The sequence below is a fragment of the Collinsella sp. AM28-11LB genome, from assembly GCF_003469895.1.
In the GTDB taxonomy this organism is placed as follows: domain Bacteria; phylum Actinomycetota; class Coriobacteriia; order Coriobacteriales; family Coriobacteriaceae; genus Collinsella.
In genome coordinates this window covers 41,517-66,501 of record NZ_QSKJ01000003.1, presented here as the reverse complement: position 1 = coordinate 66,501, position 24,985 = coordinate 41,517, and the positions used below count along the sequence as shown (strand labels likewise).

Genomic DNA, 24,985 nt, shown 5'->3' with positions numbered 1-24,985 from the left:
AGTTAACGCGACGTTTTGGCCGATTTGCTGCCGGGGTAGCTAAAATAGCCCCGTCCCAAATTAACTACCCCAGGCAACGATTTACGAAAGGGGCCTCCATGGACCTTGCCGACATCCGCCAGGCAATCGATGGCATCGACACCACGCTTCTCAGCAGCTTTGTCGAACGCATGGACATTGCCACCGAAGTCGCCAAATCAAAAATCGAGATGGGCAAGGCCGTCTTCGACCCCGCCCGCGAGCGCTCCAAGCTCAACAACCTCGCCAGCCGCGCACCCGAGCGCTACGAGGCGCAGACCATCACGCTGTTCCGCCTCCTCATGAGCATGAGCAAGGCCGAGCAGCAGCGCTATATCAACGAGCTCAAGGGCATCACGGTCTCGCAAAAGGCCCACGCCACTGCCGAGGCCTTCGACACGCCCTTCCCCCAGACTGCCAGCGTCGCCTGCCAGGGCGTTGAGGGCGCCTACAGCCAGATCGCCGCGTGCAAGCTCTTCGACGTGCCCGATATCGCGTTCTTCGACACCTTCGAAGGTGTCATGCGCGCTGTACGCGACGGCTTCTGCGAGTTTGGCGTACTGCCCATCGAGAACTCCACCGCCGGCTCGGTCAACGCTGTCTACGACCTGCTCGCCCAGTTCGACTTCCATATCGTGCGCTCGCTGCGCCTCAAGATCGACCACAACCTGCTCGTCAAGCCCGGCACCAAGCTCCAGGACGTGCACGAGGTCTACAGCCATGGCCAAGCCATTGCCCAGTGCGCCGGCTTTATCGAGGCGCACGACCTGCACGCCACCAAGTATCCCAACACGGCCATGTCGGCCGAAATGGTTGCCAACTCCGAGCGCACCGACGTCGCCGCCATCGCCTCGCGCAGTTGCGCGGCGCTCTACGGTCTGGAGGTGCTGGAGCCCAACATTCAGGACTCGGACAACAACTACACGCGCTTTGTCGTCATCAGCCGCGAGCCGCGCGTCTACCCCGGCGCCAACCGCACCTCGCTCATGATCACCACGGCCAACGAGCCGGGCGCGCTCTATCGCGTACTCGAGCGCTTCTATGCGCTCAATATCAACCTCATCAAGCTCGAGAGCCGCCCCATCCCCGGCCGCGACTTTGAGTTTATGTTCTACTTTGATCTGGACTGCCCCTTTGGCAGCAAGGCCCTCGACGACCTGCTCGATTCCATCGACGACGTGTGCGAGAGCTTCACCTACTTTGGCAGCTACACGGAGGTGCTCTAGATGACCGATACCGCCGCAACCCGCCCCTACGGCGTGCTGGGCCGCGTGCTGGGCCACACCTACACCCCGACCATCTACAAGGAGCTGGCGGGGCTTGAGTACGTGCGTTTTGAGCGCGAGCCCGAAGACCTCGCGGCCTTTATGACCGGCGACGAGTGGGAGGGCACCAACGTGACCATTCCCTACAAGCGCGCCGTCATGGAATACCTGGACGAACTGAACCCGCTCGCCGAACGCATGGGCAACGTCAACACAATTACGCGTCTGCCCGATGGCCGTCTGCGAGGCGACAACACCGACTACTTCGGCTTCCAGTGCCTGGTCGAAGAGTTGGGCGTTGAGGTTACCGGCAAGAAGGTCCTCGTGCTCGGAGCCACCGGAGGCGCCGGCACCACAGCAAGTATGGTGCTGGACGACCTGGGCGCGATCGTGGTGCCCGTGGGACGCACGAGCGAGGTTAACTACGACAACATCGCACAGCAGTCCGACGCCGCGCTGCTCGTCAACTGCACGCCTGCCGGCATGTTCCCTCACTGCCCCGACGCACCTTGCACGCTCGAGGGCCTCGGCGCGCTCGAGGGCGCCATCGACATTGTCTACAACCCTGCCCGCACGGGCCTCATGCTCGAGGCGGAGCGCCGCGGCATCCCCTGCATCGGCGGCCTGCTCATGCTTGTGGCCCAAGCGGCGCAAGCTGTCGAGCGCTACACCGGCCAGGTCACCCCGCGCGAGCGCATCCTGGACGTGACGAAACGCCTGTCCCACCGCGAGCAGAATATCGCCCTGATCGGCATGCCGGGGTCGGGCAAAACCCGCGTGGGCGAGCAGATTGCCCTGCTCACGGGACGCGAGCACATCGATCTGGACCGCGCGCTTGAAGAGCGCCTAGGCATGCCCTGCGCCGACTTTATCGTCGAGCACGGCGAGCCGGCCTTCCGCGAGCAGGAGACGGCGGCCCTGGCCGATATCTCCAATCGCAGCGGCCTGGTGCTTTCCACCGGCGGCGGCGTCGTCACGCGAGACGAGAACTACCCGCTGCTGCACCAGAACAGCCAGATTGTGATGCTCAACCGCAAGCTCGACGAACTCGCCCACAAGGGTCGCCCCATCACCGCCCGCGACGGTATCGACAAACTGGCCGAGCAGCGCATGCCGCGCTACCGCGCTTGGGCCGACTACATCATCGACTCGCGCGACTGCGCCGCCAACACCGCGGTCGCCGTCCTCGACACCCTTCCACCAGCCCTCTAGCAAAAACCACCACAAAGGGGACAGGCACCTTTGTGGTGGTTTTCCGTTCCGCCGCACCGCCCGCCCAACCGCAAAGGAAGCAACCATGAAAGCACTCGTCATTAATGGCCCCAACCTCAACATGCTCGGCATTCGCGAGCCGGGCATCTACGGCAGCGACAACTACGACCGTCTGGTCCAGATCTGCCAGGAAGCGGGAGCCGCGCAGGGCTTTAACGAGGTCGAGGTTTTCCAGTCCAACCACGAGGGCAGCATCGTTGACAAAATCCAGGAGGCCTATAGCAAGGTCGACGGCATCGTCATCAACCCGGCGGCCTACACGCACACGAGCGTGGCGATCCTCGACGCCCTCAAGGCCGTCGCCATCCCCGCAGTGGAGGTCCACATCAGCGCCGTGGAGACCCGCGAGGACTTCCGCCAGGTAAGCTACGCCCGCCTGGCCTGCTTCGCCACCATCACCGGCGAAGGCCTCCAAGGTTACGCTCACGCGTTGGAGCTGCTGAAAGAGCATCTGCTACACTAATCCATGGGACAACATAATCAGGTTTGTTTGTCCCAAAACTTAAGTAACTGTTCGATTGACATACAAAGGAGCATATCCATGTCCCAATTCGATTACCTTGTCGTCGGTGCCGGTCTTTCGGGCGCCGTCTTTGCCAATGCCGCCAAGCGCGCCGGCAAGTCAGTCCTGGTCATCGATCGCCGCGACCACATCGCCGGCAACATCTACACCGAGGACGTCGAGGGCATCCAGGTCCACCGCTACGGCGCACATATCTTCCACACCTCCATGAAGGATGTCTGGGACTACGTCAACCGCTTCGCCGAGTTCAACAACTACGTCAACTCGCCGGTCGCCAACTTCCACGGCAACATGTACAACATGCCCTTCAACATGAACACCTTCGCCAAGATGTGGCCAGGCGTCGTCACGCCGGCCGATGCCAAGGCCAAGATCGCCGAGCAGGTGGCCGCCGAGAACATCGGCGAGCCGCAGAACCTTGAGGAGCAGGCGCTGTCGCTCGTCGGCCGCGACATCTTCGAGACGCTCGTGAAGGGTTACACCGAGAAGCAGTGGGGCCGCGACTGCAAGGATCTGCCCGCGAGCATCATCAAGCGCCTCCCCTGCCGCTTTACCTACGACAACAACTACTTCAACGACCGCTACCAGGGCATCCCCATGGGCGGCTACACCAAGATGGTCGCCAACATGCTCGAGGGCGTCGAGGTGCGCTGCGGCGTGGAGTACAAGGAGCTGATCGCCGCCGAGCCCGACATCGCCGCCAGGACGATCTACTGCGGCCCTATCGACGCGTTCTACGACTTCAAGCTGGGCACGCTCGAGTACCGCAGCTTGCGCTTCGAGACCGAGACGCTCGACGAGCAGGACCACCAGGGCGTTGCCGTGGTCAACTACACCGAGCGCGAGATCCCCTACACGCGCATCATCGAGCACAAGCATTTTGAGTTTGGCACGCAGGACAAGACCGTCATCACGCGCGAGTACCCGGCCGACTGGAAGCCCGGCGACGAGCCCTACTACCCCATCAACGACGCCAAGAACGAGACCCTGTACAAGCAGTACGAGGAGCTGGCTGCGCAGGAGGGCGACGTGATCTTTGCCGGTCGCCTGGGCGGCTACAAGTACTATGACATGGACAAGGCCATCGCCGCCGCCTTCGAGCTCGTCCGCAACGAACTGGGCGTGGAGCCGACTGAGGCGTAGGAGCGAGAACGCTCAGCCAACCACCCCGAGCAAACAGGAGGCCCGGCGCAGTTCATTCGCTACTGCCCCGGGCCTCCTTCTTAATCGACTAGTCAATTCTTTCTGTACGCCTCAAGTATCGATCAAACTGAGGAACGGTAAAATCAACCTCTCCCCTTGCAGCAGAGTAAATCATGCCCTTGCTAATTAATTGAGCTCGCAGGGGTCCAATAGATGAAACGTCTCTCCCCATATAGTGAGCTACATTCGCGAGCGTACAAGGAAGCTCGCCGCATCGCACCATGGCAATCAAAAACTCTTTTTGCCTTGGAGTGCATCGATCATATCGAACACTAAAGAAACCTTCGTCAAGACGTGCATCCGTTATAGAGGTGCAGTTGAGCACGGTTTCCAGAGAAACGAACTTACAATCAGATGAAGTCCAAATGGTCGAACAAAGCTCCTGGATGAAATACGGGTATCCCTCCGTATAGTCAATAATGGTACTGACCGCCTCGTCGGAATAGCGCACGTCAAGCTTTAACGCTGGCCTGACAATAGCCTCAACCGCCTTATCACGAGGAAGCGAGTCGACTTTTACAAAGCTGAATTGCCTCTCGGAATAAGTCTTAGCTTCGCCCAACATCTTTAGAAGCTTGGGCAGACCGGCGCAGCCAAACATAACAGGAAGACCAAGCTGGGTCGCACGATGAAGCGCGCATGCAAGGGCTTCAAGTTCTTCTTTGCTGGCATATTGCAACTCGTCAATTCCAATAAAAATCGAAGATCCTGCAGCTTGAGCATATTTTCCCAGAACGACGAGTACATCGGTAAAATCACCAGATAGATTATGAGACGAAGCGAGAGCCTCCCCCAGAGCCTCTTCATTAAAGCCCAAAGACAATGAGCCATCGCCCGCATCAACAGATAACGTTAACGATGCAAACAGGTTCTTAATCTGCTCCAATTTACTCTTAACGAGTTCAATTCTATTAAGCGAAGCCGATAGGGAGCAGCAAGCCGAAGCCAAAGGAGCGATCAGGCCCTTCTTCTCTTCGACCTCAATATGGCGGACAAGAATACCTTCGCCCTCGGCTATTGATTCAATCGAGTTAAGCAGCACCGTCTTGCCAACGCCCCTAAGGCCGTACAAAACGAGCGAACGGCTCTGATAGTTAGCAGCGAGCGCCTTGAGCTGGAGAGATGCCGATTCGAGGATATCGTCACGCCCGGCAAGATATTTGGGCATCGCGCCGGCACCGGGCGTATACGGATTGCGATAATCAATCATTGCAGGCTCCTAGGAAGAACGATCACCCGCTATCACTAGAAGGCGTACCGTAGCACCAGAAAGAAATCGGTGGACCGATAAACCACCACACACCATACTAATATATCGATAAAGCAATATGGACAACAAAGGATACACAGCAGGATGAGTCAAAAAAGGTCTGTAAGTCATCCCCATGTCTTGCAGCCCACGTTTAAACAATAGCACGCGCACGCGTCCCAAAAAGCAAAGACCCGGCATTAAACCGGGTCTTCAAAAACTCTATTGGTGCTCCATGGCGGATTCGAACCGTCGACCTTGGGATTAGAAGTCCCCTGCTCTATCCAACTGAGCTAATGGAGCATAAAAGCCGCGTGTCCAAGCGGTTACAAGTTCTCGCGGCTAAAAGATTATAACCTACTTGAACTGGTCGTGGTATGCCTTGCAGACCTCGTCCACGGGTCCGTCCATGCGCAGGTCGCCCTTCTCGATCCATACGGCACGCTGGCAAATGCGCTCAACCTGCTCCATAGAGTGAGAAACAAACAAGACCGTGACGTCGCCGCTCTCAATAAAGTGCTGAATGCGGCGTTCACACTTCTGCTGGAAAAAGACATCGCCAACAGAAAGCGTCTCATCGACGATTAGGATATCGGGCTCGGTAATCGTGGCGATAGCAAAGGCGATACGCGCGACCATACCCGAAGAGAAGTTCTTCAGCGGCATGTCAACAAAATCTTTGAGCTCGGCGAACTCGATGATTTCGTCAAAGCTAGCGTCGATAAACTCCTTGGTATAGCCAAGCAGCGCACCGTTCAGATAGATGTTTTCACGCGCCGTAAGCTCCGGGTCAAAGCCGGCGCCGAGCTCAATCAGCGGCGCGATATTGCCGTGGACCTTAACCTCGCCTTCGCTGGGCTCCAAAACGCCAGCGATGATCTTGAGCATCGTAGACTTGCCGGAACCGTTAGTACCAACAAGGCCAACGACCTCGCCGCGATGCACATCAAACGAAATGTGCTTAAGCGCACGGAACTCCTCAAAGAACAGCTCGTGCTTGGCGAGCTTAATAAAGTACTCCTTGAGGTTTGTAAGCGACTCAGACGCCATGTTAAAGATCATGGTGACGTCTTTAACCTCAACAGCAAGGGGCTGCTTGCTGTAATCAATAGCAGATTCAGTCATGAACAGCACTCCTTAGATGTAGAGAATAAACTTGTGCTCGGTCTTATGGAACACGGTATAGCCAATAGCAAGAGCAATAACAGCCCAAACAACACACAGTCCAAAGGTGAGTGCAGAGGGCACAGTATTAAACAGGAAGATATCACGCATAAACTGAAGGTAGTTGTACATGGGATTGACAACCACAAGCACCTGGATCCAATGTGCCATTTGGCTGATGTAATCGGTGGTCCAGAAAATAGGCGTCAGATACATCCAGGCCGTGATAACAACGGTCCACAGGTGCATAACGTCGCGGAAAAAGACCGCCAGCGCCGACAGCATCATGCCCAAGCCCATGCAGAAGCACATGAGCAATAGCAGGCAAACCGGCAGCAGAATTAAATGCCAGGTAGGGACAACACGGAAAAAGAGCATAACAAGGGCGACGGCAACCAAAGAGAAGGAAAAGTTGACAAGAGAGAACAGCACCTTCTGCACCGGAAATACCCATCGGTGGACCTTTACCTTTTTGAGCAGAGAAGAGGCCCAAATGATGGACATAAGCGCCTGGTTTGTCGACTCGGACATGACAGAGAACGTAATGTTGCCGACAATCAGATACAACGGATACATTTCGGGCGTAATTGACCCATTGCGGCTCTGGCCAAAAATCGTCGAAAACACGATAGACATAACAACCATCATCAGCAGCGGGTTAAGCACAGACCATGCCACGCCCAGAACGCTGCGACGATATTTGATTTTAAAATCTTTGGTGACAAGCTGCTTAAGAATGAACTTGTCCTTTTCAAAATCATTTTTAGCGTGAGAGGCCGGTTTAGCCACCGCTTTCTGACTCTCTACATTGTCAGCCACGGACCATCTCCTTGTCTCGCAAACCATAACAGTGGAAAGTATAGCCCTCCAGCGCAGGCGATAACCCACCGCAACAAATCTGGAGAACTAACCCATATCTAATCAAAGGGGCAGGCGATAGGTATACTTTCGACCAGATGAGTCATTAAAGGAGGTCCTATATGGACTATTCAAATACCGCAGTCATTATCCCCTGTTACAACGAGGCGTTGACGATTGGCAAAGTTGTCGACGATTTTCACCGAGAGCTGCCTGGTGCAATTGTCTACGTTTACGACAACAACTCGTCCGACGACACTTCGCAAATCGCCAAGCAGCACGGGGCTACGGTGCGCCACGAGCCCAGGCAGGGCAAAGGCAACGTGTGCCGCCAAATGTTCCGCGATATCGATGCCGAATGCTACTTGATGGTCGATGGCGACGATACCTACCCCGCTGAGGCCGCCAAGCCACTCTGTGAGCCCATCCTTAGTGGAGAAGCAGATATGACTGTTGGCGATCGCCTGTCAAACGGCACCTATGCCGAAGAGAACAAGCGCGCTTTTCACGGCTTTGGCAATAACCTTGTTCGCGCCATGATCAAGTGGATTTACGGTTACAGCTTTGACGACGTGATGACTGGCTATCGAGCCATGAGCAAGCCTTTCGTCAAGACCTTCCCCGTTTTGAGCGAGGGCTTCCAGATCGAAACCGAGCTCTCCATCCACGCCGTCGATCACCGCTGGCGCATTCAAGACGTGCCGGTAGATTATCGAGATCGGCCTGAGGGCTCTGAATCCAAGCTCAACACGGTCAGCGACGGCATCAAGGTCATCGCAATGATTGGAACGCTCTTTAAAGACTATCGCCCGCTCAAGTTCTTTAGTCTTATCGCGATAATCTTTGCCATCATAGGGCTCGCTCTCGGTATACCAATCGTCGCAGAGTACCTCCATACCGGATTAGTTCCTCGCTTCCCCACCGCAATGCTCGCCGTCTCGTTCATGTTCCTATGCGGGCTGAGCCTGGCAACGGGGCTTATCCTCGACTCGGTTGCAAAAGTGGAAAGAAAGCAATGGGAGCTACAAGCCTATAAAACCTATTCAAAATAAGAAGAGGTCCGGACTTAATCCGGACCTCTTCTTATTTCAGACCTAAATACTGTTTCCAAAACTCTCGTGAAGTCATGTACGGCATGGCATCTTTCCATGCCCCTCTAACGCTCTTGCCTTCTTTACGATAGCGCTTCATCAGCTCGTGCTCGCGACGGCGAATGGTCTTGAACCGTGCTCGATCCATCGTGCGGACCGACCCCTTCTCGCGGGTCGGATCAAGAAACACCAGCGTCTTGCAACGCGTCGAGTTGCCCTCAAGCGTACAGCTGCCGTTCTTGACCACATAGCCGGGCTTTCCGCGCAACAGCGCATCGGGAAGATAGTGCTTGTCGTAAGGAATTGATCTCCAATACTTCATAAACTTTGAAGGATGGAATTCCAGATTAACATTAGCGAGCACTTGCTCCGTAACCCCAGCCTTGCGAAGAAGCTCTGGATCAATTTCGGAAACAGGAATCAGCTTTTCGTTTAACCTACCCTTACCGATCATCGTCGCGGCGCCATCAAGCTTCTGGAGATACTCAGGGCCGCGCAGATAGTCCTCAAAGCCATCAAGGATAAACTCAGCAGCCTGATAATCCATATCGCGCAAGTTCTGACGTACCCCTCGCTGAATACGAAGGACAAACATTTTCTCATCAGCACAATCATCGAGTGAAATCATGGCAAAGAAGTTACGGAAGTACTGGTAGCAGTCAACCGAAGCGCGGAAACGCCCCTCAAAGCTTGCATGCCACACGCAAATGCAATTCATGGTCATGTAGACAGGCTTATTGCGCATGCCAAACTCAACGTCGTCGCAGCGGATAAAGAAAGGCATGGGAAGGCCGTTCTTTTCGATAGCCTTCACCGGAATACAGCTATACCACCAAGCCCCATAGGCCTGATCAACTTCAACGTTCGTGCGTTCATTTTCGAGAATGTCGGACAGCTTGCCAACATTCAAGTCCTCTTTTACGCGACGATAGGCACCAGTGGTCGCCACATACGAAACATCCTCGAACTGACGAGTAGGGTCCTCCATTGAGAGCATGGCGCCGTTAATAAAGGCATCCTTAAACTTGCCTTTAGCAAGAGAGAGGAGATTGAACGTGCGGATTAAACTCTCGGGCATAATAGAGACATCGTCATCCATCAAAATGATGTGAGTGTACTGATCAGGAGTTTCAGTAGCCGCCATCATTCCACGTGCGAATCCTCCCGAACCGCCCGTGTTGGGGTTCGGGAGCACGGTGACCAGATTATCGGAAAGCGACGCAAAATCGAGCGTCTGCCCATTGTCGACGACAAACATGTGGAAGTGGTCGCGAATCGGACCGTCCTCTTTGGAGATGCCCGCTTTAACGAGTTCAATATTCGGAAGAATGTACTGCTCATTCTTAAATGTAGTAGTAGAAAGAGCAAGATTGATCTGGTTAATTGAGCCCTCAGGAACATCAGTCAGATAAGAGGCGTTCAAGAGGTCTACGGAATAGCCCTCATCACTCTCAATCCTAAAACCGATCAAGTCGTAGCCGGTTGTATCGATATCGATATCGAGAACGCAAGGATCAACTTTATCGCCATCAAAAGGATACGATTTAAGCTCGACGGGATTCAGTTCGCAAGATCTCACTCCATGAACGACAACCCGGCCTCTGCCAAATAAAGCCATATGCAAGACAACGCTGTCAACAGATGCATACTGATGCCATTTGCCAGCAGATAAGCCATTCACATACGTCAGAAAGTCAACGTTTCCATTGATATGAAGTGAATGAAAATCGTCACTATATGAGACATCACCGGAGAGCACGCGATAGTAGAGTTCGGGAAAATCCTTTGCATGCTTTTCAACTTTAAGTACAACATTCGCAAGTTTAAACTGCATTTTAAATACCTTAATCAAAGCCGTTGTAACTACTAATTACATTCGTCGACAAACCTTGCCATCGCGGAGCGAACATCGGGATCAGACAAAACATCCTTTGCAAAATGATCATGCCCACAGATGTCCATTGGTATGTAAGGCCATCCCGGATAGCAATCATCAGCGACCTTTTCCGCTTTCGCGGGAACCAAAAAAGAGAAACTGTCAAACGGATGCTTTCTTACGGGAATGATATCGTTGCAGTCCCAAATTATTTTACGTTTAGGGGCATCAAAAACGTTATCAATCGCGTATGCAAAATCACCATAAGACTCATCGGTCAACAAACCTAGATCATGAGCCTTTTCGTTAAACGAATCGAATACGCTCTGGACAAGATCAATCTCCGCAGAAGAAACAACCGTTCTCTGAGCCTCCAAGTCAACATCCCCGCACTGCACGCTAAGACCACTGTCGGGATGAACCATCCAAGGATTATCTTTCCAAAAGCTAAACTCACGTTCATTTTTGTCAAAGAAATCCATAAGCTCAATTCTGAGTTGCCTAAGCTGATCGTTCGCACGCTTGGAATTCTCGGCCGCCCGGTCGTAAATCGAAATGTCCACAAAACAAGGTATAAGCGAATTAGTTGAACAAAAGCGAACTTGACGACACTTTACAAACCAGTCATATACGAGAGTGATTTGATATTCAGGGTCGTTTTTCAAAGCGGCAGTGAGCTTATCCACATCGGATCTAATCATGCAAATATCAATATCGTCGTCCCAAGGAATAAAACCCGAACGAGACAAGGTCCCCACAAGAGAGCCGTAAGAAAGCCAATATTGAATATTATTGGCAGTACAAATCGCGTCTAGCTTACTCATCAACGCTGCGTTTGCCTGCTGCATCAATCGAATATCGCCCTCGGCGTTGGGTAACGCATCAAAGATTTTGCAACGGAGCTCAAAAGGGGTGAGATCGGGGTATGCACGCCGAGCCAACAATTCAAAGCGCAGAGTCATCTGTTCCGATAGGCTTTGTTGGCGTTGCTTGAGCAATTCAATTTCTGGAAATAACCGAGTATCGAATTTGTAATTGATGTTCATATTGATGCCGTTATCAGCCTGCTCAATACGGGCGAAAACCTCGTCAAAACGACGGTCCATATCCTCATGCATAGCATGCAACGATCGGGAGGAGCCAGGAAGAATCTTTTTAATAGCAGAAAGCAAGGACATGGCTTAACCTTCCCAACGACAGACAATGAACGAAGCACAATATTCATATGATACAAAAGAATGAGTGGGTCCCACTTTGAAACCCACTCACATGAAGGCTACTCCGACGCCTCTTTCAAATACTGTTTCCAGAAATCAATCGAAGTAAAGACATCTCTATACGAAGCGTATTCGGCATAAATCTTGTCTTTGTTACGCTTGAAGTACTTCTCGGCTTTACGAAAACGAGTCCAAACCTCTTTGAATCGCTTCTTATCCATATGTCTAATGGCGCCCTTCTTATTTGGCATATCTACCACAATAAGCGTGTCAACATCCCTGATTTTACCGGCAGGATAAACCCATCCCGCAGCATCAATAACAGCAACCTTGCCCCTACGCTTCGCTGAAACACTCACAAAGCGATGACCATTAATGGTGATGTAGTCAAAAATAGACTGCAGTTTGTTTCGGCCACCTTCCAAGGACAAATTGTAATAGGTCAAAGAGTCTAGGTCGACGCCGAGCTTTAATGCCTCTGGAGCCAGTTGCTCCAGAGGAACCATCGTCTCCTTTTCCCTATTTGCCTCCATGAAACGCGCCTCGGCAACAGGATGGGAAATCCATTCTGGACCCCTCAGAAAATCCTCCAGTCCTTTAACAGCAAGCATTGCATCGTCATAATTAAATTTCTTGAGATCAAGCTCGACCTCTCGCCTGATTTCTTTTAGAAAATCAGTAATCGGTGCAATGCCAGTTGTCGCTTGACTGATGAGTGTATTACGGCTCACCTGATATCGTTCAACAGCAGCGCTGTATTTGAATTTAAACGCATTATGCCAGACGCAGATTCCATTCATGGTCATGAATTTGGGCTTGCAGCGAAGAGCAAACTCGGCATCATCGGATCGAACAAACAACGGCAGAGGAAGCCCGTAGGCTTCAATAGCTGTTACAGGAATCACGCAGAACCACCAACCTGCATACTGCTGAATCGTATCTCCATATAAATCCGAAGGCGTCTGGAAAACCTCAGACTCAACGATGTCATGAAGTGACGTCATATAACCTTCGGGTTTCAAAGGAGAAAAATTACCCTTTTGAGTAAAAAATCCCAAATCTTCAGTACGAAGCTCCGGCTCTTCGAGACTCATCATCGCGCCAGATAAAAAGGCATCAACATATTCGTCTTTAAGCAATGACAGCAGATTGAATGTTCGAATGAAGCTCTCCGGAAGAACCTCAACATCATCATCCATGAGCAAAACGTGCGTCGCTTTCGGAGACTGCTCTAGTGCCTCAATCATGCCGCGAGCAAATCCACCGGAACCACCGACATTAGGATTGGGATGAATCGTGACATGCGGAGAATTTAAGCTAGCACAATCTAGCGATCGTCCGTTATCAATAACATGTACATGGAAGTGCTTTGCAATCAGCTCGTCGGAATCTATCACATATTTCTGTAATAGTGAAAGATTACGAAGGATGTAATCCTCTTTTTTGAACGTAGTGCTTGCAAGCGCAAGTTCAACAGAGCGAACATCATGCTCATCGCAAACGCAATAATAATATGCGTTGCGAAGCTTAGCAGGACCAACCGTGCTAATGCGGAATGAGTGAAGCGTCTCCCCATCAATTGGAGTGAGCTCCAAATCAAAGGACTCCCACTCATCAGACGAGCACAACTCGGCGTCCGAGCGGTCTACTAAAGAGGGGCTCCAGCTGTAGCTATTGGCATATGTCTGTTGAAGAACACAGGCAGAACCACGATATTCAAAATGGAGATAGAACCTATTTGCAATTGTGTACTTCCGCCACTTGCAAATAGAAAGAGAGTTGAAGTACGTCGTAAAGTCAATACATGACGGAGCCACTATGTCAACAGAGCTATTCGAAGCTGGGACCGCATTACCCTCAAGCACCCTATAGCAGAGCGATGGGTGCTGAGACATAACGTCGGAATCACTAAATAGCAAATTGGCGAGTTTAAACTTCATCTAATAACCAACCATAATTCTCTAATTGACATTATCTATCCGATACAGACGGTTATCGCCTTTCGATAGTACTAGCGTAAGCCCTGGAGTATCATCTGTGATCTTATTGATACCCCTCCAGAGCTTCTCTTGATAGTACATATAATAAGGATGCTCGTCATCTCTACGACCACCTTGCCCTAATATCAAAACATACTTTGCACGCAAATTTTGGGCCGCCTGTCTAACTTCAGGATTCACTGAAATCTGATTCAACTTAGTACGAACTAATTGGCTGTCCCTAGAGTCATTGTTATTTTCGCCAATATGCGTCGTGCGGTAGTAGACATTTAAATCAGAAACCGAATTTGCAAAGAAACTGCCATCCTCCGGATTATTGAGAATAACGTCATCTGAATTGATAACCTTTTTTACCTCATTAACAAAAGCTTGCTCTTCTCCCGAATAAAAATTAGGGGCGGTAAGTGAGTATTTACCAATCTGCGCAGCCGATGTATTGCCAAAAGCAGTAGTGATATTTAAATGACCATATATGTCAAAATTAGGGGCATAAATCAATACTGATGCAATTAAAAGGAGCACTGAAACGATGGCTCCAGCGGACCAATGCTCAAAACAATAGCAGCGCTTAATTCGGTCATAAAGGAATTCGAGCATGCGACGACAGCCCAAAACTACCAAAGGCATCGATGCGAGCACACAAATAGCAGCCACACGATTACCGTCTGTATACCAAAATCCTGACAGCAACGATTTAAACGACAAATCGGTACCCTTAGTAACAACAGTGATCATTGCGCCAACAATAAACGACGCACATAGCCACCTGTTTCGCTTTTCTCTAAAGGAATAAAGGGCCCCTACGATAAAGAGCAGAGAAATAAGAAGCTGGGCCATACACCCGAGAGAAAATGAAAAATCAAAGCAATTAACAAACGCCTGGAATAAAGAGCATTCCTTAGACCACCAAAAGCCAACGGTGTTCTGCATAAAAGGCAGCTTATACATAAAAACCCATACGGCAACAACGCCTAAGCAAAAAATCGCCATAACGCTATGTCTTTTTTTGTCTGAGAAAAAGGATGTTGCGAAGTATAGCTGAAACGCAATATAAGGACAGATAAGCACACCAAAGGTAAAGACTGCAGACGGGTGAACAAATGCAACCCCAAGAAACCCTAAACACATCAAGAAAGCAGTGGAAACGTCGCTTTTAGCGCTTCCGAAAGAGGCCGTCAACGTAATTAGCGCAGAAGCCAAAGCCGGAACGAAAAAGCAAGCAATAACATATGGGAAAAGAGGTCCATTGCAAGTGACCAGTTTCCAGGGAAAAGCAGAAAAAGCAAGAGTAAACAACGATCCCAGACGCACAACTGAATCATCATCGGGATACAGAGTCCGCATAAAAGTAAGAACGCAAATTGGAAAACAGACAGCCATCAAGACAACAAACGAAGAAGTTTCAGCGATAACAGAACTGTGCGAAGTCAATCCGCCGGCAACGGCCGCAATGATATGCCAACCGGAGGGATAAAACCCACCTGAGGCATTAGAACCAGTACACGGCGTCACACCTTCTGGAAGCAGAGAATAAATATTAGGCACCTGTGTATAGTCCCCAGAAGCCATAAAATAGTGAATCAAATTCAAATGCGTAACATTGTCGTGAGCCTGATCGAAGCTAAAGGCGCTATCCATATTCTTGACAAAGAAAATCGAAGTTAGAACTAAAGCCACACAGACATACAGAAAAGCAAGAGAAAGGTCTTGTCTTGAGATCGATACAGTTAATTGCTTTAAAAAAACCCGAGCAATAGCAAATAGACTCAGACCAATGACAAAGTTAATGATGAAGAAAAAGAGAGCGTTAGTTGAGAAGCCCAAAATAGAAAATACTAGCCCCGTGGTCGAATACAGGGCGAAACTCAATGCCGGAGCAATGGCGATCTGAAGAAGGTCGATTCTCGAACGTACTGCACAAGCGAGCAGTATTCCGGGAAAATAGAGAACGCAAAGGAACGCAGATGCGTTACACAAAAATAAGAACCAGCCGTACATAAATAAACCAACCAATTAAATCAATAAAAAGCAATATTTACCAAAACGCACAAGCAAGCACAATAAAAAAGATGAAGATTGAGATTACTCCACATTGGCCAACGACAACATTCGGTTGCTTTATCAGAAAGTCAACTGCATTCGATAGCCCGTGTAGGAATTATTCATCAGATTTGCCAAGAGCAATCGACTGTGCCAAACCATTGATGCGTTCCTCCTGTTTAGAGATGCGGAGCGAATTAGAAAAATCTTTCATCACGAGAACCGCGATAACGTAAAGAAAAACAAAATTCGAGGCCGACATAAAACCAAGCTCAGAAGAAATAAATAATGCAATTTCTGGAAATACGCCAAGTAAAACGAAGCTCAGGCTAAACAATAGCCAAAACAAAGAATCAAGGACCTGTATCTGCGATTTTTTCAACTTCCGAATTACGAAGGTGAATACAAGGGCAGCAAAAATGATTAGAAGTGCGCGCAACGTCATAGACACAATGAATCACCTAAACCACTGAACAATAAGAAGAGTAGCAAAAACCCTAAGCATATATTGAGCCGATCTAATTGGATTTAAATAGCTCTCGCCACCCTGGCGTTCACGCATTGATACCTGAACTTCAGAGACCGAATACCCTTGCTTTAAAAACAAAGCAATCGATTCTGGCTCGGGATTTAGAGTGTTGTCGTAATAATATCTTTCGAGCACAGGGCGACTAAACAGCCTAAAACCGGATGTGGGATCACTGATGCGATGACCAGTCAGCGCCTTAATCAAAACAGTAATCATGCGAGAACCAACCATGCGCATCGATTTATCTTTGCGGACAGTCAGAAACCTAGAACCGATAACAATGTCTGAACCAGTATTTACCGCTTTCTCAACAAGAGCAGCCAAATACTCCGGACGATGCTGCCCGTCAGCATCAAATTGGATCATATAGTCGTATCCATGATCAACGGCAAATCGAGCTGCGGTCTGAAAACCAACTGTAAGGCCACAGTTAATCGGCATATGAATAACTCTGCAGCTCAGCGAATCACAGATCTCGCCCGTCCTATCGCGTGAACCATCATTGATAATAATAAAGTCGAAGTCCGGAGCAATCGATCGAAGCTCTTTAACTGTGCCCTCAATGCATTCCTCTTCGTTATATGCTGGGATTGCAATAAGTACATTCGATCTAGACGACAATCGAGCACCATTCTCTCGTGACATAATTAGTAGAACCTGAACAGCCATTCAATATATCTTATGAGTAGCTGAAACATACGCTTATTATATATTCACTCATATCGCATTGGCATATACGATAAGAAACAAACGGGCATAGCCTATTCATGCAACAATCGTCCTTTACCGTTGAGATAAGGAATTCAAATGAAAGCTACAATCATCGTCCCAGTCTATAACGTTGAAAAGTATCTCAATCGCTGTCTCGATAGTCTCGTTCACCAGACTGTCTCTGATTATGAAATTCTCTGCGTAAATGATTGCAGCCCCGATAATAGCGATCTCATTCTCTCGGAATACCAAGAGAAATACCCCTCAAAAATTCGAGTTCTAAATAATGAGTGCAATTTAGGTCTTGGACGAACAAGGGAAAGGGCCCTCGAGCATGTTTGTAGTGAATATGTCTTCTTTGTAGATAGCGATGACTATGTCGCTCCCAATTATATCGAAACTTATCTTCAGGCAGCCGAAGATGGCGACTACGACATCATCGCAGGAGGTTTCATAAGGGATATTGATGGCAAACTGAAAAGGCATCGCATATCAAACAGCGTATGGAGTACGACAACCTATGCGATTGCATGGGCAAAACTCTTTAAAAAGTCCTTTATCGAAGAAAACAAACTGGGCTTTACCGGTGTCCCTTGCGGTGAGGATATCTACTTTAGCCTCTGCGCCTTTTACTGCAACGCGAAAGTGAAAATCATTCCATACGAGGGCTATTATTACTACTTCAATCGCCAATCCATCACCGGTTCAATGAGCTACAAGAAAAATCATGAGCAAATCATGGCGGAAATGTTTGACCTTTTCCTTGAAAGCCACGATCTCTCAAAACTTCCGCAAAGCAGATTCGATGTTATTGAATACACCTATTTAGCAAACATGATCAATGCCTTGGTTGTTTTTAATAGGGGTTGCGGTCCGGAGCTGATGAAATCAAAATATGATCTCGTTTTCTCGCACGCACGAAAGCATTTTCCGAACTATCTAAAGAATCCTCATATAGGTATTCTAAAACCAAAAGGCCAGACCTTAAAAATTCGCCTAGGCGTAGGGGTGCTACTAGGTTTGCAGAAATTTCACCTTGACTGGCCTGCGTTCTACATCATTTCTAAACTGTAATTGCCCTTAACAACGACAACCACTTGACGCAAAGGATAACCGTGCGACGAATATTAATTGCCAGCGCATATTACGCCCCTCATATGGGAGGTGTGGAGCGATACACTGAAAACCTCGCTAAGAAATTGGCTGAGCTTGGCAACGAAGTTGTTGTTGTCACCTCTTCAGATTCGGAAAGAATTGGCAGCTTTATAAGCGAAAACAACGTCTCTCTAATCGAGATACCCTCGGTGTCTCTTATGAATGACAGATTTCCTATAATTAAACCGATACCGAGCACATTTCGGGCTTTCCGTCAAATAATGGAATTGCCCATCAGCGATATTATTATTAATACTCGCTATTATCCGATTTGCCATTTTGCATGCAGGGTTGCCGCTAAAAAGTGCATACGGCCAGTTTTAATTGACCATAGCTCCGGATATTTGTCTACAGAAAAAAGTCCAATGGGATATCTCATGCGATTATACGAAGGACTGTCAACAATAATCATTTCTAGAAGCAAGCCAGTTGCATGCGCTGTTTCAAATCGAAGTTTACAATGGATAAAAAGCTTGGGATTTTCGCCCCATTCCGTAATACCTAACTCAATTGACGCGGACGCATACTGCGCATCCGCGTCAGAAAGAGACTGGGATTCTGAGCTTAATATATCTCCCAATGCATTTGTTGTTGCATATGCCGGTCGCCTGATTGAGGAAAAAGGCGTTATGAAAGCAATAGAGGCAATCGACGGCATTCACGGCAAAAACATTCATTTAGTTATTGCGGGCAGTGGCCCATTAAATACAGCAGTCTCCAACGCACAAAATGAAAGAATCCATTTTGTCGGAAGATTAAATGAATCTGACATGTCATCCTTGCTTCGCTATGCCAGCTGCTTTCTTATGCCTAGCGAATATCCGGAGGGCATGCCAACCGTTCTTCTTGAGGCGGCAGCACAAAAATGCGCAATTGTGGTCAGTGATTGCGCAGGCGCATCTGATGTCATCCCCGAAAGAAATTACGGTACGATTTTACGAGTCTGTTCAATCGACTCCATCCAAAAGGCAGTCCTGGCATATTTTGAAAACCCAAACATGCTATTAGAGCACTCTCATAATGTTCATGATTTAGTTTGCTCTGAATTCACTTGGGATCAAACGGCCTTGAATCTCTACAAAAATATCCTGGACACGGCGTCCTTTAACGACAATTAAAGGCACTGACCAACTTTTATGTCCGAACCGCCCTTAGCCATCAGAGATATGATTCTATGAGGCCCGCCACTGCCCCTGAGCGCGGTAGCGCGCCTCGGTGGCCTCCTTGGCGGAGCGCCACCAGGACTCGTTGGCGACGTACCAGTCGATAGTGGCCTTCAGGCCCTCGGCGAAGTCGGTGTGCGCCGGCCTCCAGCCGAGCTCGCGCTGGAGCTTGGTGGAGTCGATGGCGTAGCGGCGGTCGTGGCCGGGGCGGTCGGCGACCCAGTCGAAGTCCTCGGGGTCGCGCCCCATGGCCGTGAGGATCATGCGCAGGACGGTGATGTTGTTCTTTTCGCCATTAGCTCCGATGAGGTAGGTCTCCCCCATCCGTCCCTTGGTGAGGATGTCCCACACCGCGGAGCTGTGGTCCTCGGTGTGGATCCAGTCGCGGACGTTCTCGCCGCGGCCGTAGAGCTTGGGGCGGACGCCGTCGACGATGTTGGTGATCTGCCTGGGGATGAACTTCTCCACGTGCTGGTAGGGTCCGTAGTTGTTGGAGCAGTTGGAGATCGTGGTGCGCAAGCCGTAGGTGCGGGTCCAGGCGCGCACGAGCATGTCGGAGCTGGCCTTGGTCGAGCTGTACGGGGAGCTCGGCTTGTACGGCGTCTCCTCGGTGAACTTCGCCGGGTCGTCGAGCGCCAGGTCGCCATAGACCTCGTCGGTGGAGACGTGGTGGTAGCGGATTCCGTATTTGCGGACGGCCTCCAGCAGGCGGAAGGTGCCCTCGACGTTGGTGCGCAGGAACGGCTCCGGGTCGGCGATGGAGTTGTCGTTGTGGCTCTCGGCGGCGTAGTGCACGATCGCGTCATGGCCCGGGACGATGCGGTCGAGCAGCGCGGCGTCGCAGATGTCGCCCACGACGAGCTCCACGCGGTCGGAGGGGAGCCCGGCGATGTTCTCGGGGTTGCCGGCGTAGGTCAGCTTGTCCAGAACGGTCACGTGAACGCCCGGGTGGTTGTTGACCACGTAGTGCACGAAGTTGCTGCCGATGAAGCCGCAGCCACCCGTGACGATGATGTTCTCAATCATGGAATCTGCATCATTCAACACACATCACTTTGAACCAGCCAACATCAAACGATAACTCAAAATCATTTAATAATTAATCAACGATTTTCCAGCACATTCGCAATATATTCACTCGCACGACCATCACCGTAGGGATTAGACGCATTGCTCATTGCCGCATATTCTGTTTCATCAGAGAGCAGCCGACTAAACTCGCGATAAATGACATCTTCCTTTGTTCCAACAAGTTTTAAAGTTCCGGCCTCTATACCCTCAGGACGCTCAGTGGTATCTCGCATGACAAGAACGGGCTTGCCAAGACCAGGCGCTTCTTCCTGAATACCGCCAGAATCGGTAAGGATAAGATAACTTGCCGCCATGAAGTTATGAAAATCAAGTACTTCAAGCGGATCAATAATATGGAGTCTTTCAAAACCATCGAGCTCTTCATGTGCAGCCTTACGCACAAGAGGATTCATATGAATCGGATAGATAGCCTTAGTATCTGGATGCTCTTCCATCACACGACGTATTGCGCGAAACATCCTATGCATGGGTTCGCCCAGATTCTCACGACGGTGTGCGGTAATTAGTATTAGACGAGATCCATTCGCCCAATCTAGTTCAGGATGGGAATATGTACCGCAGACAGTCGTTCTCAGGGCATCAATACCAGTATTACCTGTGACCCAAATCTTTTGCGTAGACTTCCCTTCATCAATCAGATTCTGCTTACTCCTCTCCGTAGGCGCAAAGTAATATTCACTTATGATGTCAACTGCCTGTCGATTAAATTCCTCAGGCCAAGGACTATAGATATCATGCGTACGAAGACCAGCTTCTACATGTCCGATAGGAATCTGCAAGTAGAAACAAGCAAGCGCAGCAGCAAAACTAGTAGAAGTATCTCCGTGAACAAGCACGACATCAGGTTTTTCATTCTCAAGAATAGCCTTAAGTCTCAATAAGACATCACTTGTCACATCAAACAGAGTCTGTCCCGGTCTCATAATAGCAAGGTCATAATCCGGCTTGACATTGAAAACGCGCAGGACCTGATCAAGCATCTCACGATGCTGCCCCGTAACAACGACGGTAGTATCAAATTTGTCGAAACGACGCTTAAGCTCATTGACAAGTGGGCACATCTTGATTGCCTCGGGGCGCGTACCAAAAACTAACAGAACCCTTTTCTTACGTATCATTTATTTCCCCTGTCTAACTCGATCAATAGCAATGACAACCAAATCAAACTGTAACAGTGCCCCAATCCAAGGAATCGGTTTGACCGTCTTGATCAGTTCCGCGGTAAATGAATTCACGAAATAATCCTTAGCGCTTAGAAAAACTAAATATTACGAATAATTGGGCCCACAAATTTTTAGCGAACTCTCTTTCATAAGCATCAAAGCAAAAAATAATAGAAACCACCGTATATAGAAGTGAATAGATCAAACCTCCAGTAACCAGCGCCGACCAACCATGCCAATCAAAATAAGTCCAAATAACATTAAACCCAAAAGAGGTAATTAAAAGAGGGACTAAAATCGATAGAATATTCTTCCAAAACTGAAGAATATCCATATCTAACTTTCTTGCATAATACCAGTTCATAATAAGGCCATTTCCTATGGCAATTGAAACAGCTGTTGATATGGCTGAACCTGTTACTCCGAACAACCTGCATAGAAATATAGAAATAAATACGTTAATTACAGCAATTGCGGCATTCATGTAGCCTCGAAATTGGTATACATCCTTGACCTGCATAATTATAAGACCAAGATTTTGAATGATATCAACTGTAAATGGCACCATAACTATCATGGCAACCCAATAAGCATCAGCGAACTCGTGCCCCGCCCAGAGGGTAATAAAATCCTGACCAAAAATCGCAAAACCGCTGAGAACAAGAAATGCAACATAAAAGGAAATTCTTCCAACTTTGATGAAAAGCCGAGAAAGATCAGCAGCTGAATCAACCGAATGAAGCACAATATCAGTAACCTTTGGAAGAAATACAGTAGATATAGATGTTCCTAAAACCATGTAAACAGAGTAAATTTGTGCACCTATCGCAAATACAGCAATTAAGTCGGCACCATAAAAATATCCTAGAATTAGTTGGCCTGATTTCCAGAAAACTTGATCGGAAAAGGCAACCAATATTACCGCCGAAGAAAACAGCAGCATCTCCTTAGCGAGCTTCCAATCCATTCCGTGGAAAGTGGATTTTGCTTTAAGAATGTTAAAAACAAACACTCGCTGGATTAAGGCACAGAGTAGATTTGCAAGAAAGGTCATGCAAGTAACCAGTAGTGCAGAAGGCCAGAAATGCATAAACACAACTACTAGCAAAGGCTGAAGAATGGCTGTAATCAATTGGGACAGACGCAGAAAAACGAATTTCTCATGAGCGGTGATAACGGCGATGCTAATGATGTTATTCATAACCACAACCATATCTGCGGCCAGAACAACAAACATTAACGACATTTCGAAGAGCTGAGCCGTGCTGAACGAATTTGAGTATGAATAGACGACTATTGTCCCCACAAATAGAATTACGACAACTGCAACGAACGAGATGATCCAGAACAGCCTCTTTGCTATTGCAAGAGTATTTTCCATCAGTTCAGAATCGTCCTGAAGATATGCCTTGCTATAAAACTTAGTCACGCTCGAAGCAAGAACAGTATTGATTACCGTAAGGTAAGCCATAATAGAGCCAACGAATTGATAGAGACCGTATTCGGCCTGGCCGATACCCTTTAATAAGATGGGAACATATAGCAACTGAACAAGAATCTGAACAATTGAATAGGCATAAGATATAATTACGCCTGCTTTTCTACTGGATTCAATCTTCACACGGGAACCTTTCAAACTCATATTCAAGAAACGTAAATCTTAATTAAGATAGAGGCATAGAAGTGAAACAGCTTTGCATTTTTACACCTACATATAATAGAGAACATACCTTAAGGCGGTTATACGAAAGCCTGAAAAAACAAACTGACTCTCGTTTTTATTGGCTGGTAGTCGATGATGGCTCGACGGACGGGACACAGAGCTTATTTGATTCATTTGCAAAGGAATCAGCTATCGAAATCGAATATATAAAGGTAGCGAATGGCGGAAAACAACGAGCCTGCAATTTAGCTGCAGAAAAATGCACTTCAGAACTGTTCATGTGTGTTGATTCCGACGATTATCTCACACCTGATGCGGTCCACTTCATATTAACGTCGTGGCAAAACGCAGGAGATGCTATTGGTATTGCTACGCCCCAGTTCGCTCGAAACAACCAATTTCCCAGCAAGACCGAAGCAAAGCTATCATCGCTCTACAAACAATATGGCTATAAAGGAGAGACCTGCATTGCTACATTAACGAGCGTTGTAAGGTCACATCCTTTTTACATTGCCGAAGGAGAAAACTTCATTCCTGAGGTTTATCAATTTGATCAAATTGACCGTAAATATAACCATCTGCTATGCAATAGGGAAATATGTAAAGGTGAATACTTGCCCGATGGTTATTCGGCCAACTACAAACGCATATTATTAAAAAATCCGCGCAGTTACGCCGAATATAAAAAGCAGTGCATAGAGTTCAGTGACACACTCATGCAGAGATTCAAGGAGACTATTCTTTATCTAATGTGGTCAAAGATTGCCGGAGACGGCATCCTTTTTGCATTTAAAAAAGCAAAGTCCGTTGGCGCCATTTCACCGGCAATACCATTTGCCGCAGTATTAGAACCATTGTTTAAGAAATACATGAATAGAGCCTAATCATTGATTGGGCTCTATTCTAAGACCATTTAAATTAATTTCGGTTTGCAAAAAAGGCTTTCAATGCTGAAGTCAAGGGCTTGAAGTCATTTGTTTTAAATCCATACTGGAGCCGTACTATTAATCCGGCCAGCATTGGGTTAACCCAAGAATGACAAGTGAGGAAACGACGCCTCTCTTTCAGCAAACCCCGCTCAACCTCATCGATCCAAGACCCGTTAAAATGATGTATGGTAACAGAATTTTCAGTAAGATGAATATCACCAGATTCATGACTCTTGGGACAAAACCAATCGCTTGGGTACAGTGTGAATCCATCAACTGTCTGCATTGTATTATCAAGCTTTAGTCCGAGGGCCTTACAAGCTTTTGTAATCACTACAACATTTGTCGTTAGGTCGTACGATCCATCGCTCTTAATAAACGAACGTGCATCATAATCATCCAAAAGCCTTTGAAACAACGGGAATCCTTTTTCACAAGCCATAATTCCAGTTGGCACAGAAGCGTCCGATTCGAAACCTGAAAAAGCACGGTTGGTCAAAAAAGGATCAAGAGACTTAAGGACCTCAACGTCGGTATCCATATAGATACCGCCTTCATTAACTAAAATCCATAAGCGCGCATAGTCACTTACAAATGCCCATTTCTTAGCTTCATATGCCTGTTTAACATAATTGTTAGAAGATAAATCGAAGTTTGATTCATCCCAACGCTTTATCTCATAATCTGGGCAAAATTTCTTCCATGACTCAATACACTCGATTGCCTCTTCGGGCAAATCGTTATTCCCAAACCAAATGTAGTGAATCACTTTTGGGATATGGTTCTCGTTCAACTGAAACTCCA

At 48.6% G+C, this 24,985-nt stretch carries 21 protein-coding genes and 1 tRNA gene; 8 read left to right on the top strand and 14 right to left on the bottom strand.

The window, feature by feature from the left end; genetic code table 11:
• Nucleotides 1-98 precede the first annotated feature (98 nt).
• The 4 genes from pheA to glf all read left to right on the top strand — a co-directional run bounded on the left by pheA (nucleotide 99) and on the right by glf (nucleotide 4,221).
• Nucleotides 99-1,244 carry a prephenate dehydratase gene (gene pheA, locus DW732_RS03120; protein WP_118098707.1) on the top strand — a complete coding sequence of 382 codons (1,146 nt, stop codon included), beginning with the start codon at nucleotides 99-101 and terminating at the stop codon, nucleotides 1,242-1,244.
• Nucleotides 1,245-2,495, top strand: coding sequence for a shikimate kinase (locus tag DW732_RS03115; protein WP_118098705.1), 1,251 nt, complete (start codon nucleotides 1,245-1,247; stop codon nucleotides 2,493-2,495). It abuts the gene before it with no gap.
• Nucleotides 2,496-2,580: 85 nt separating this feature from the next.
• Nucleotides 2,581-3,018 carry a type II 3-dehydroquinate dehydratase gene (aroQ, locus tag DW732_RS03110; protein WP_118098703.1) on the top strand — a complete coding sequence of 146 codons (438 nt, stop codon included), beginning with the start codon at nucleotides 2,581-2,583 and terminating at the stop codon, nucleotides 3,016-3,018.
• A 78-nt stretch (nucleotides 3,019-3,096) separates the two neighbouring features.
• Nucleotides 3,097-4,221 carry a UDP-galactopyranose mutase gene (gene glf / locus DW732_RS03105; protein ID WP_118098702.1) on the top strand — a complete coding sequence of 375 codons (1,125 nt, stop codon included), beginning with the start codon at nucleotides 3,097-3,099 and terminating at the stop codon, nucleotides 4,219-4,221.
• Nucleotides 4,222-4,309: 88 nt separating this feature from the next.
• Here the strand turns inward: glf and DW732_RS03100 are convergent, their stop codons facing one another.
• From DW732_RS03100 to DW732_RS03085, 4 genes are all read right to left on the bottom strand, one after another.
• Nucleotides 4,310-5,491: an AAA family ATPase gene (locus DW732_RS03100; RefSeq protein ID WP_118098700.1), complete on the bottom strand. Its 1,182-nt coding sequence runs from the start codon at nucleotides 5,489-5,491 to the stop codon at nucleotides 4,310-4,312.
• A 265-nt stretch (nucleotides 5,492-5,756) separates the two neighbouring features.
• A tRNA-Arg gene (locus DW732_RS03095) sits at nucleotides 5,757-5,833 on the bottom strand.
• Between the two features lie 54 nt (nucleotides 5,834-5,887).
• Nucleotides 5,888-6,655 carry an ABC transporter ATP-binding protein gene (locus DW732_RS03090; RefSeq protein ID WP_117776189.1) on the bottom strand — a complete coding sequence of 256 codons (768 nt, stop codon included), beginning with the start codon at nucleotides 6,653-6,655 and terminating at the stop codon, nucleotides 5,888-5,890.
• A gap of 12 nt (nucleotides 6,656-6,667) precedes the next feature.
• Complete coding sequence (locus tag DW732_RS03085; RefSeq protein WP_233539343.1) at nucleotides 6,668-7,513, bottom strand: ABC transporter permease; 846 nt, start codon at nucleotides 7,511-7,513, stop codon at nucleotides 6,668-6,670.
• 161 nt (nucleotides 7,514-7,674) lie between these two features.
• On the opposite strand from DW732_RS03085, the gene DW732_RS03080 reads away from it, so the two are divergent.
• On the top strand, nucleotides 7,675-8,604 hold the full coding sequence (locus tag DW732_RS03080) for a glycosyltransferase family 2 protein (protein WP_118098696.1): 930 nt from the start codon (nucleotides 7,675-7,677) through the stop codon (nucleotides 8,602-8,604).
• A gap of 31 nt (nucleotides 8,605-8,635) precedes the next feature.
• Here the strand turns inward: DW732_RS03080 and DW732_RS03075 are convergent, their stop codons facing one another.
• From DW732_RS03075 to DW732_RS03050, 6 genes are all read right to left on the bottom strand, one after another.
• The gene (locus DW732_RS03075) at nucleotides 8,636-10,477 is read right to left on the bottom strand and encodes a glycosyltransferase (protein ID WP_118098694.1); all 1,842 of its coding nucleotides are present in this window, start codon (nucleotides 10,475-10,477) and stop codon (nucleotides 8,636-8,638) included.
• 32 nt (nucleotides 10,478-10,509) lie between these two features.
• Nucleotides 10,510-11,697: a LicD family protein gene (locus DW732_RS03070; RefSeq protein WP_118098692.1), complete on the bottom strand. Its 1,188-nt coding sequence runs from the start codon at nucleotides 11,695-11,697 to the stop codon at nucleotides 10,510-10,512.
• A gap of 98 nt (nucleotides 11,698-11,795) precedes the next feature.
• A complete protein-coding gene (locus tag DW732_RS03065; RefSeq protein ID WP_370214040.1) occupies nucleotides 11,796-13,331 on the bottom strand; it encodes a glycosyltransferase family 2 protein in 1,536 nt (511 codons plus the stop codon).
• Between the two features lie 366 nt (nucleotides 13,332-13,697).
• On the bottom strand, nucleotides 13,698-15,734 hold the full coding sequence (locus DW732_RS09785) for a DUF6541 family protein (protein WP_147356356.1): 2,037 nt from the start codon (nucleotides 15,732-15,734) through the stop codon (nucleotides 13,698-13,700).
• Nucleotides 15,735-15,894: 160 nt separating this feature from the next.
• On the bottom strand, nucleotides 15,895-16,221 hold the full coding sequence (locus tag DW732_RS03055) for a DUF2304 domain-containing protein (protein WP_233539349.1): 327 nt from the start codon (nucleotides 16,219-16,221) through the stop codon (nucleotides 15,895-15,897).
• Nucleotides 16,222-16,233: 12 nt separating this feature from the next.
• Entirely contained in the window at nucleotides 16,234-16,974 is a 741-nt protein-coding gene (locus DW732_RS03050) for a glycosyltransferase family 2 protein (RefSeq protein ID WP_233539342.1), read from the bottom strand.
• A 138-nt stretch (nucleotides 16,975-17,112) separates the two neighbouring features.
• Between DW732_RS03050 and DW732_RS03045 the strand changes: the two genes are divergently transcribed.
• The gene (locus tag DW732_RS03045) at nucleotides 17,113-18,090 is read left to right on the top strand and encodes a glycosyltransferase family 2 protein (RefSeq protein WP_118098684.1); all 978 of its coding nucleotides are present in this window, start codon (nucleotides 17,113-17,115) and stop codon (nucleotides 18,088-18,090) included.
• Nucleotides 18,091-18,173: 83 nt separating this feature from the next.
• Complete coding sequence (locus DW732_RS03040; RefSeq protein WP_158567337.1) at nucleotides 18,174-19,289, top strand: glycosyltransferase family 4 protein; 1,116 nt, start codon at nucleotides 18,174-18,176, stop codon at nucleotides 19,287-19,289.
• A 54-nt stretch (nucleotides 19,290-19,343) separates the two neighbouring features.
• Here the strand turns inward: DW732_RS03040 and rfbB are convergent, their stop codons facing one another.
• The 3 genes from rfbB to DW732_RS03025 all read right to left on the bottom strand — a co-directional run bounded on the left by rfbB (nucleotide 19,344) and on the right by DW732_RS03025 (nucleotide 23,210).
• A complete protein-coding gene (gene rfbB, locus DW732_RS03035) occupies nucleotides 19,344-20,360 on the bottom strand; it encodes a dTDP-glucose 4,6-dehydratase (protein ID WP_118098831.1) in 1,017 nt (338 codons plus the stop codon).
• A 77-nt stretch (nucleotides 20,361-20,437) separates the two neighbouring features.
• Complete coding sequence (gene wecB, locus DW732_RS03030; RefSeq protein WP_118098681.1) at nucleotides 20,438-21,544, bottom strand: non-hydrolyzing UDP-N-acetylglucosamine 2-epimerase; 1,107 nt, start codon at nucleotides 21,542-21,544, stop codon at nucleotides 20,438-20,440.
• A 127-nt stretch (nucleotides 21,545-21,671) separates the two neighbouring features.
• A complete protein-coding gene (locus tag DW732_RS03025) occupies nucleotides 21,672-23,210 on the bottom strand; it encodes an oligosaccharide flippase family protein (protein WP_158567336.1) in 1,539 nt (512 codons plus the stop codon).
• Between the two features lie 62 nt (nucleotides 23,211-23,272).
• On the opposite strand from DW732_RS03025, the gene DW732_RS03020 reads away from it, so the two are divergent.
• Entirely contained in the window at nucleotides 23,273-24,136 is an 864-nt protein-coding gene (locus tag DW732_RS03020) for a glycosyltransferase family 2 protein (protein ID WP_158567335.1), read from the top strand.
• Nucleotides 24,137-24,170: 34 nt separating this feature from the next.
• On the opposite strand, the gene DW732_RS03015 is transcribed toward DW732_RS03020, so the two are convergent.
• On the bottom strand, nucleotides 24,171-24,974 hold the full coding sequence (locus tag DW732_RS03015; protein ID WP_199569724.1) for a glycosyltransferase family 32 protein: 804 nt from the start codon (nucleotides 24,972-24,974) through the stop codon (nucleotides 24,171-24,173).
• Nucleotides 24,975-24,985: the final 11 nt, after the last annotated feature.

What these genes read in the sequence shown, in the direction of transcription:
- pheA (WP_118098707.1), top strand. Translation starts at nt 99, where the DNA reads ATGGACCTTGCCGACATCCGCCAGGCAATCGATGGCATCGACACCACG.
- DW732_RS03115 (WP_118098705.1), top strand. Translation starts at nt 1,245, where the DNA reads ATGACCGATACCGCCGCAACCCGCCCCTACGGCGTGCTGGGCCGCGTG.
- aroQ (WP_118098703.1), top strand. Translation starts at nt 2,581, where the DNA reads ATGAAAGCACTCGTCATTAATGGCCCCAACCTCAACATGCTCGGCATT.
- glf (WP_118098702.1), top strand. Translation starts at nt 3,097, where the DNA reads ATGTCCCAATTCGATTACCTTGTCGTCGGTGCCGGTCTTTCGGGCGCC.
- DW732_RS03100 (WP_118098700.1), bottom strand. Translation starts at nt 5,491, where the DNA reads ATGATTGATTATCGCAATCCGTATACGCCCGGTGCCGGCGCGATGCCC.
- DW732_RS03090 (WP_117776189.1), bottom strand. Translation starts at nt 6,655, where the DNA reads ATGACTGAATCTGCTATTGATTACAGCAAGCAGCCCCTTGCTGTTGAG.
- DW732_RS03080 (WP_118098696.1), top strand. Translation starts at nt 7,675, where the DNA reads ATGGACTATTCAAATACCGCAGTCATTATCCCCTGTTACAACGAGGCG.
- DW732_RS03075 (WP_118098694.1), bottom strand. Translation starts at nt 10,477, where the DNA reads ATGCAGTTTAAACTTGCGAATGTTGTACTTAAAGTTGAAAAGCATGCA.
- DW732_RS03070 (WP_118098692.1), bottom strand. Translation starts at nt 11,697, where the DNA reads ATGTCCTTGCTTTCTGCTATTAAAAAGATTCTTCCTGGCTCCTCCCGA.
- DW732_RS09785 (WP_147356356.1), bottom strand. Translation starts at nt 15,734, where the DNA reads ATGTACGGCTGGTTCTTATTTTTGTGTAACGCATCTGCGTTCCTTTGC.
- DW732_RS03055 (WP_233539349.1), bottom strand. Translation starts at nt 16,221, where the DNA reads ATGACGTTGCGCGCACTTCTAATCATTTTTGCTGCCCTTGTATTCACC.
- DW732_RS03050 (WP_233539342.1), bottom strand. Translation starts at nt 16,974, where the DNA reads ATGGCTGTTCAGGTTCTACTAATTATGTCACGAGAGAATGGTGCTCGA.
- DW732_RS03045 (WP_118098684.1), top strand. Translation starts at nt 17,113, where the DNA reads ATGAAAGCTACAATCATCGTCCCAGTCTATAACGTTGAAAAGTATCTC.
- DW732_RS03040 (WP_158567337.1), top strand. Translation starts at nt 18,174, where the DNA reads ATGGGAGGTGTGGAGCGATACACTGAAAACCTCGCTAAGAAATTGGCT.
- rfbB (WP_118098831.1), bottom strand. Translation starts at nt 20,360, where the DNA reads ATGATTGAGAACATCATCGTCACGGGTGGCTGCGGCTTCATCGGCAGC.
- wecB (WP_118098681.1), bottom strand. Translation starts at nt 21,544, where the DNA reads ATGATACGTAAGAAAAGGGTTCTGTTAGTTTTTGGTACGCGCCCCGAG.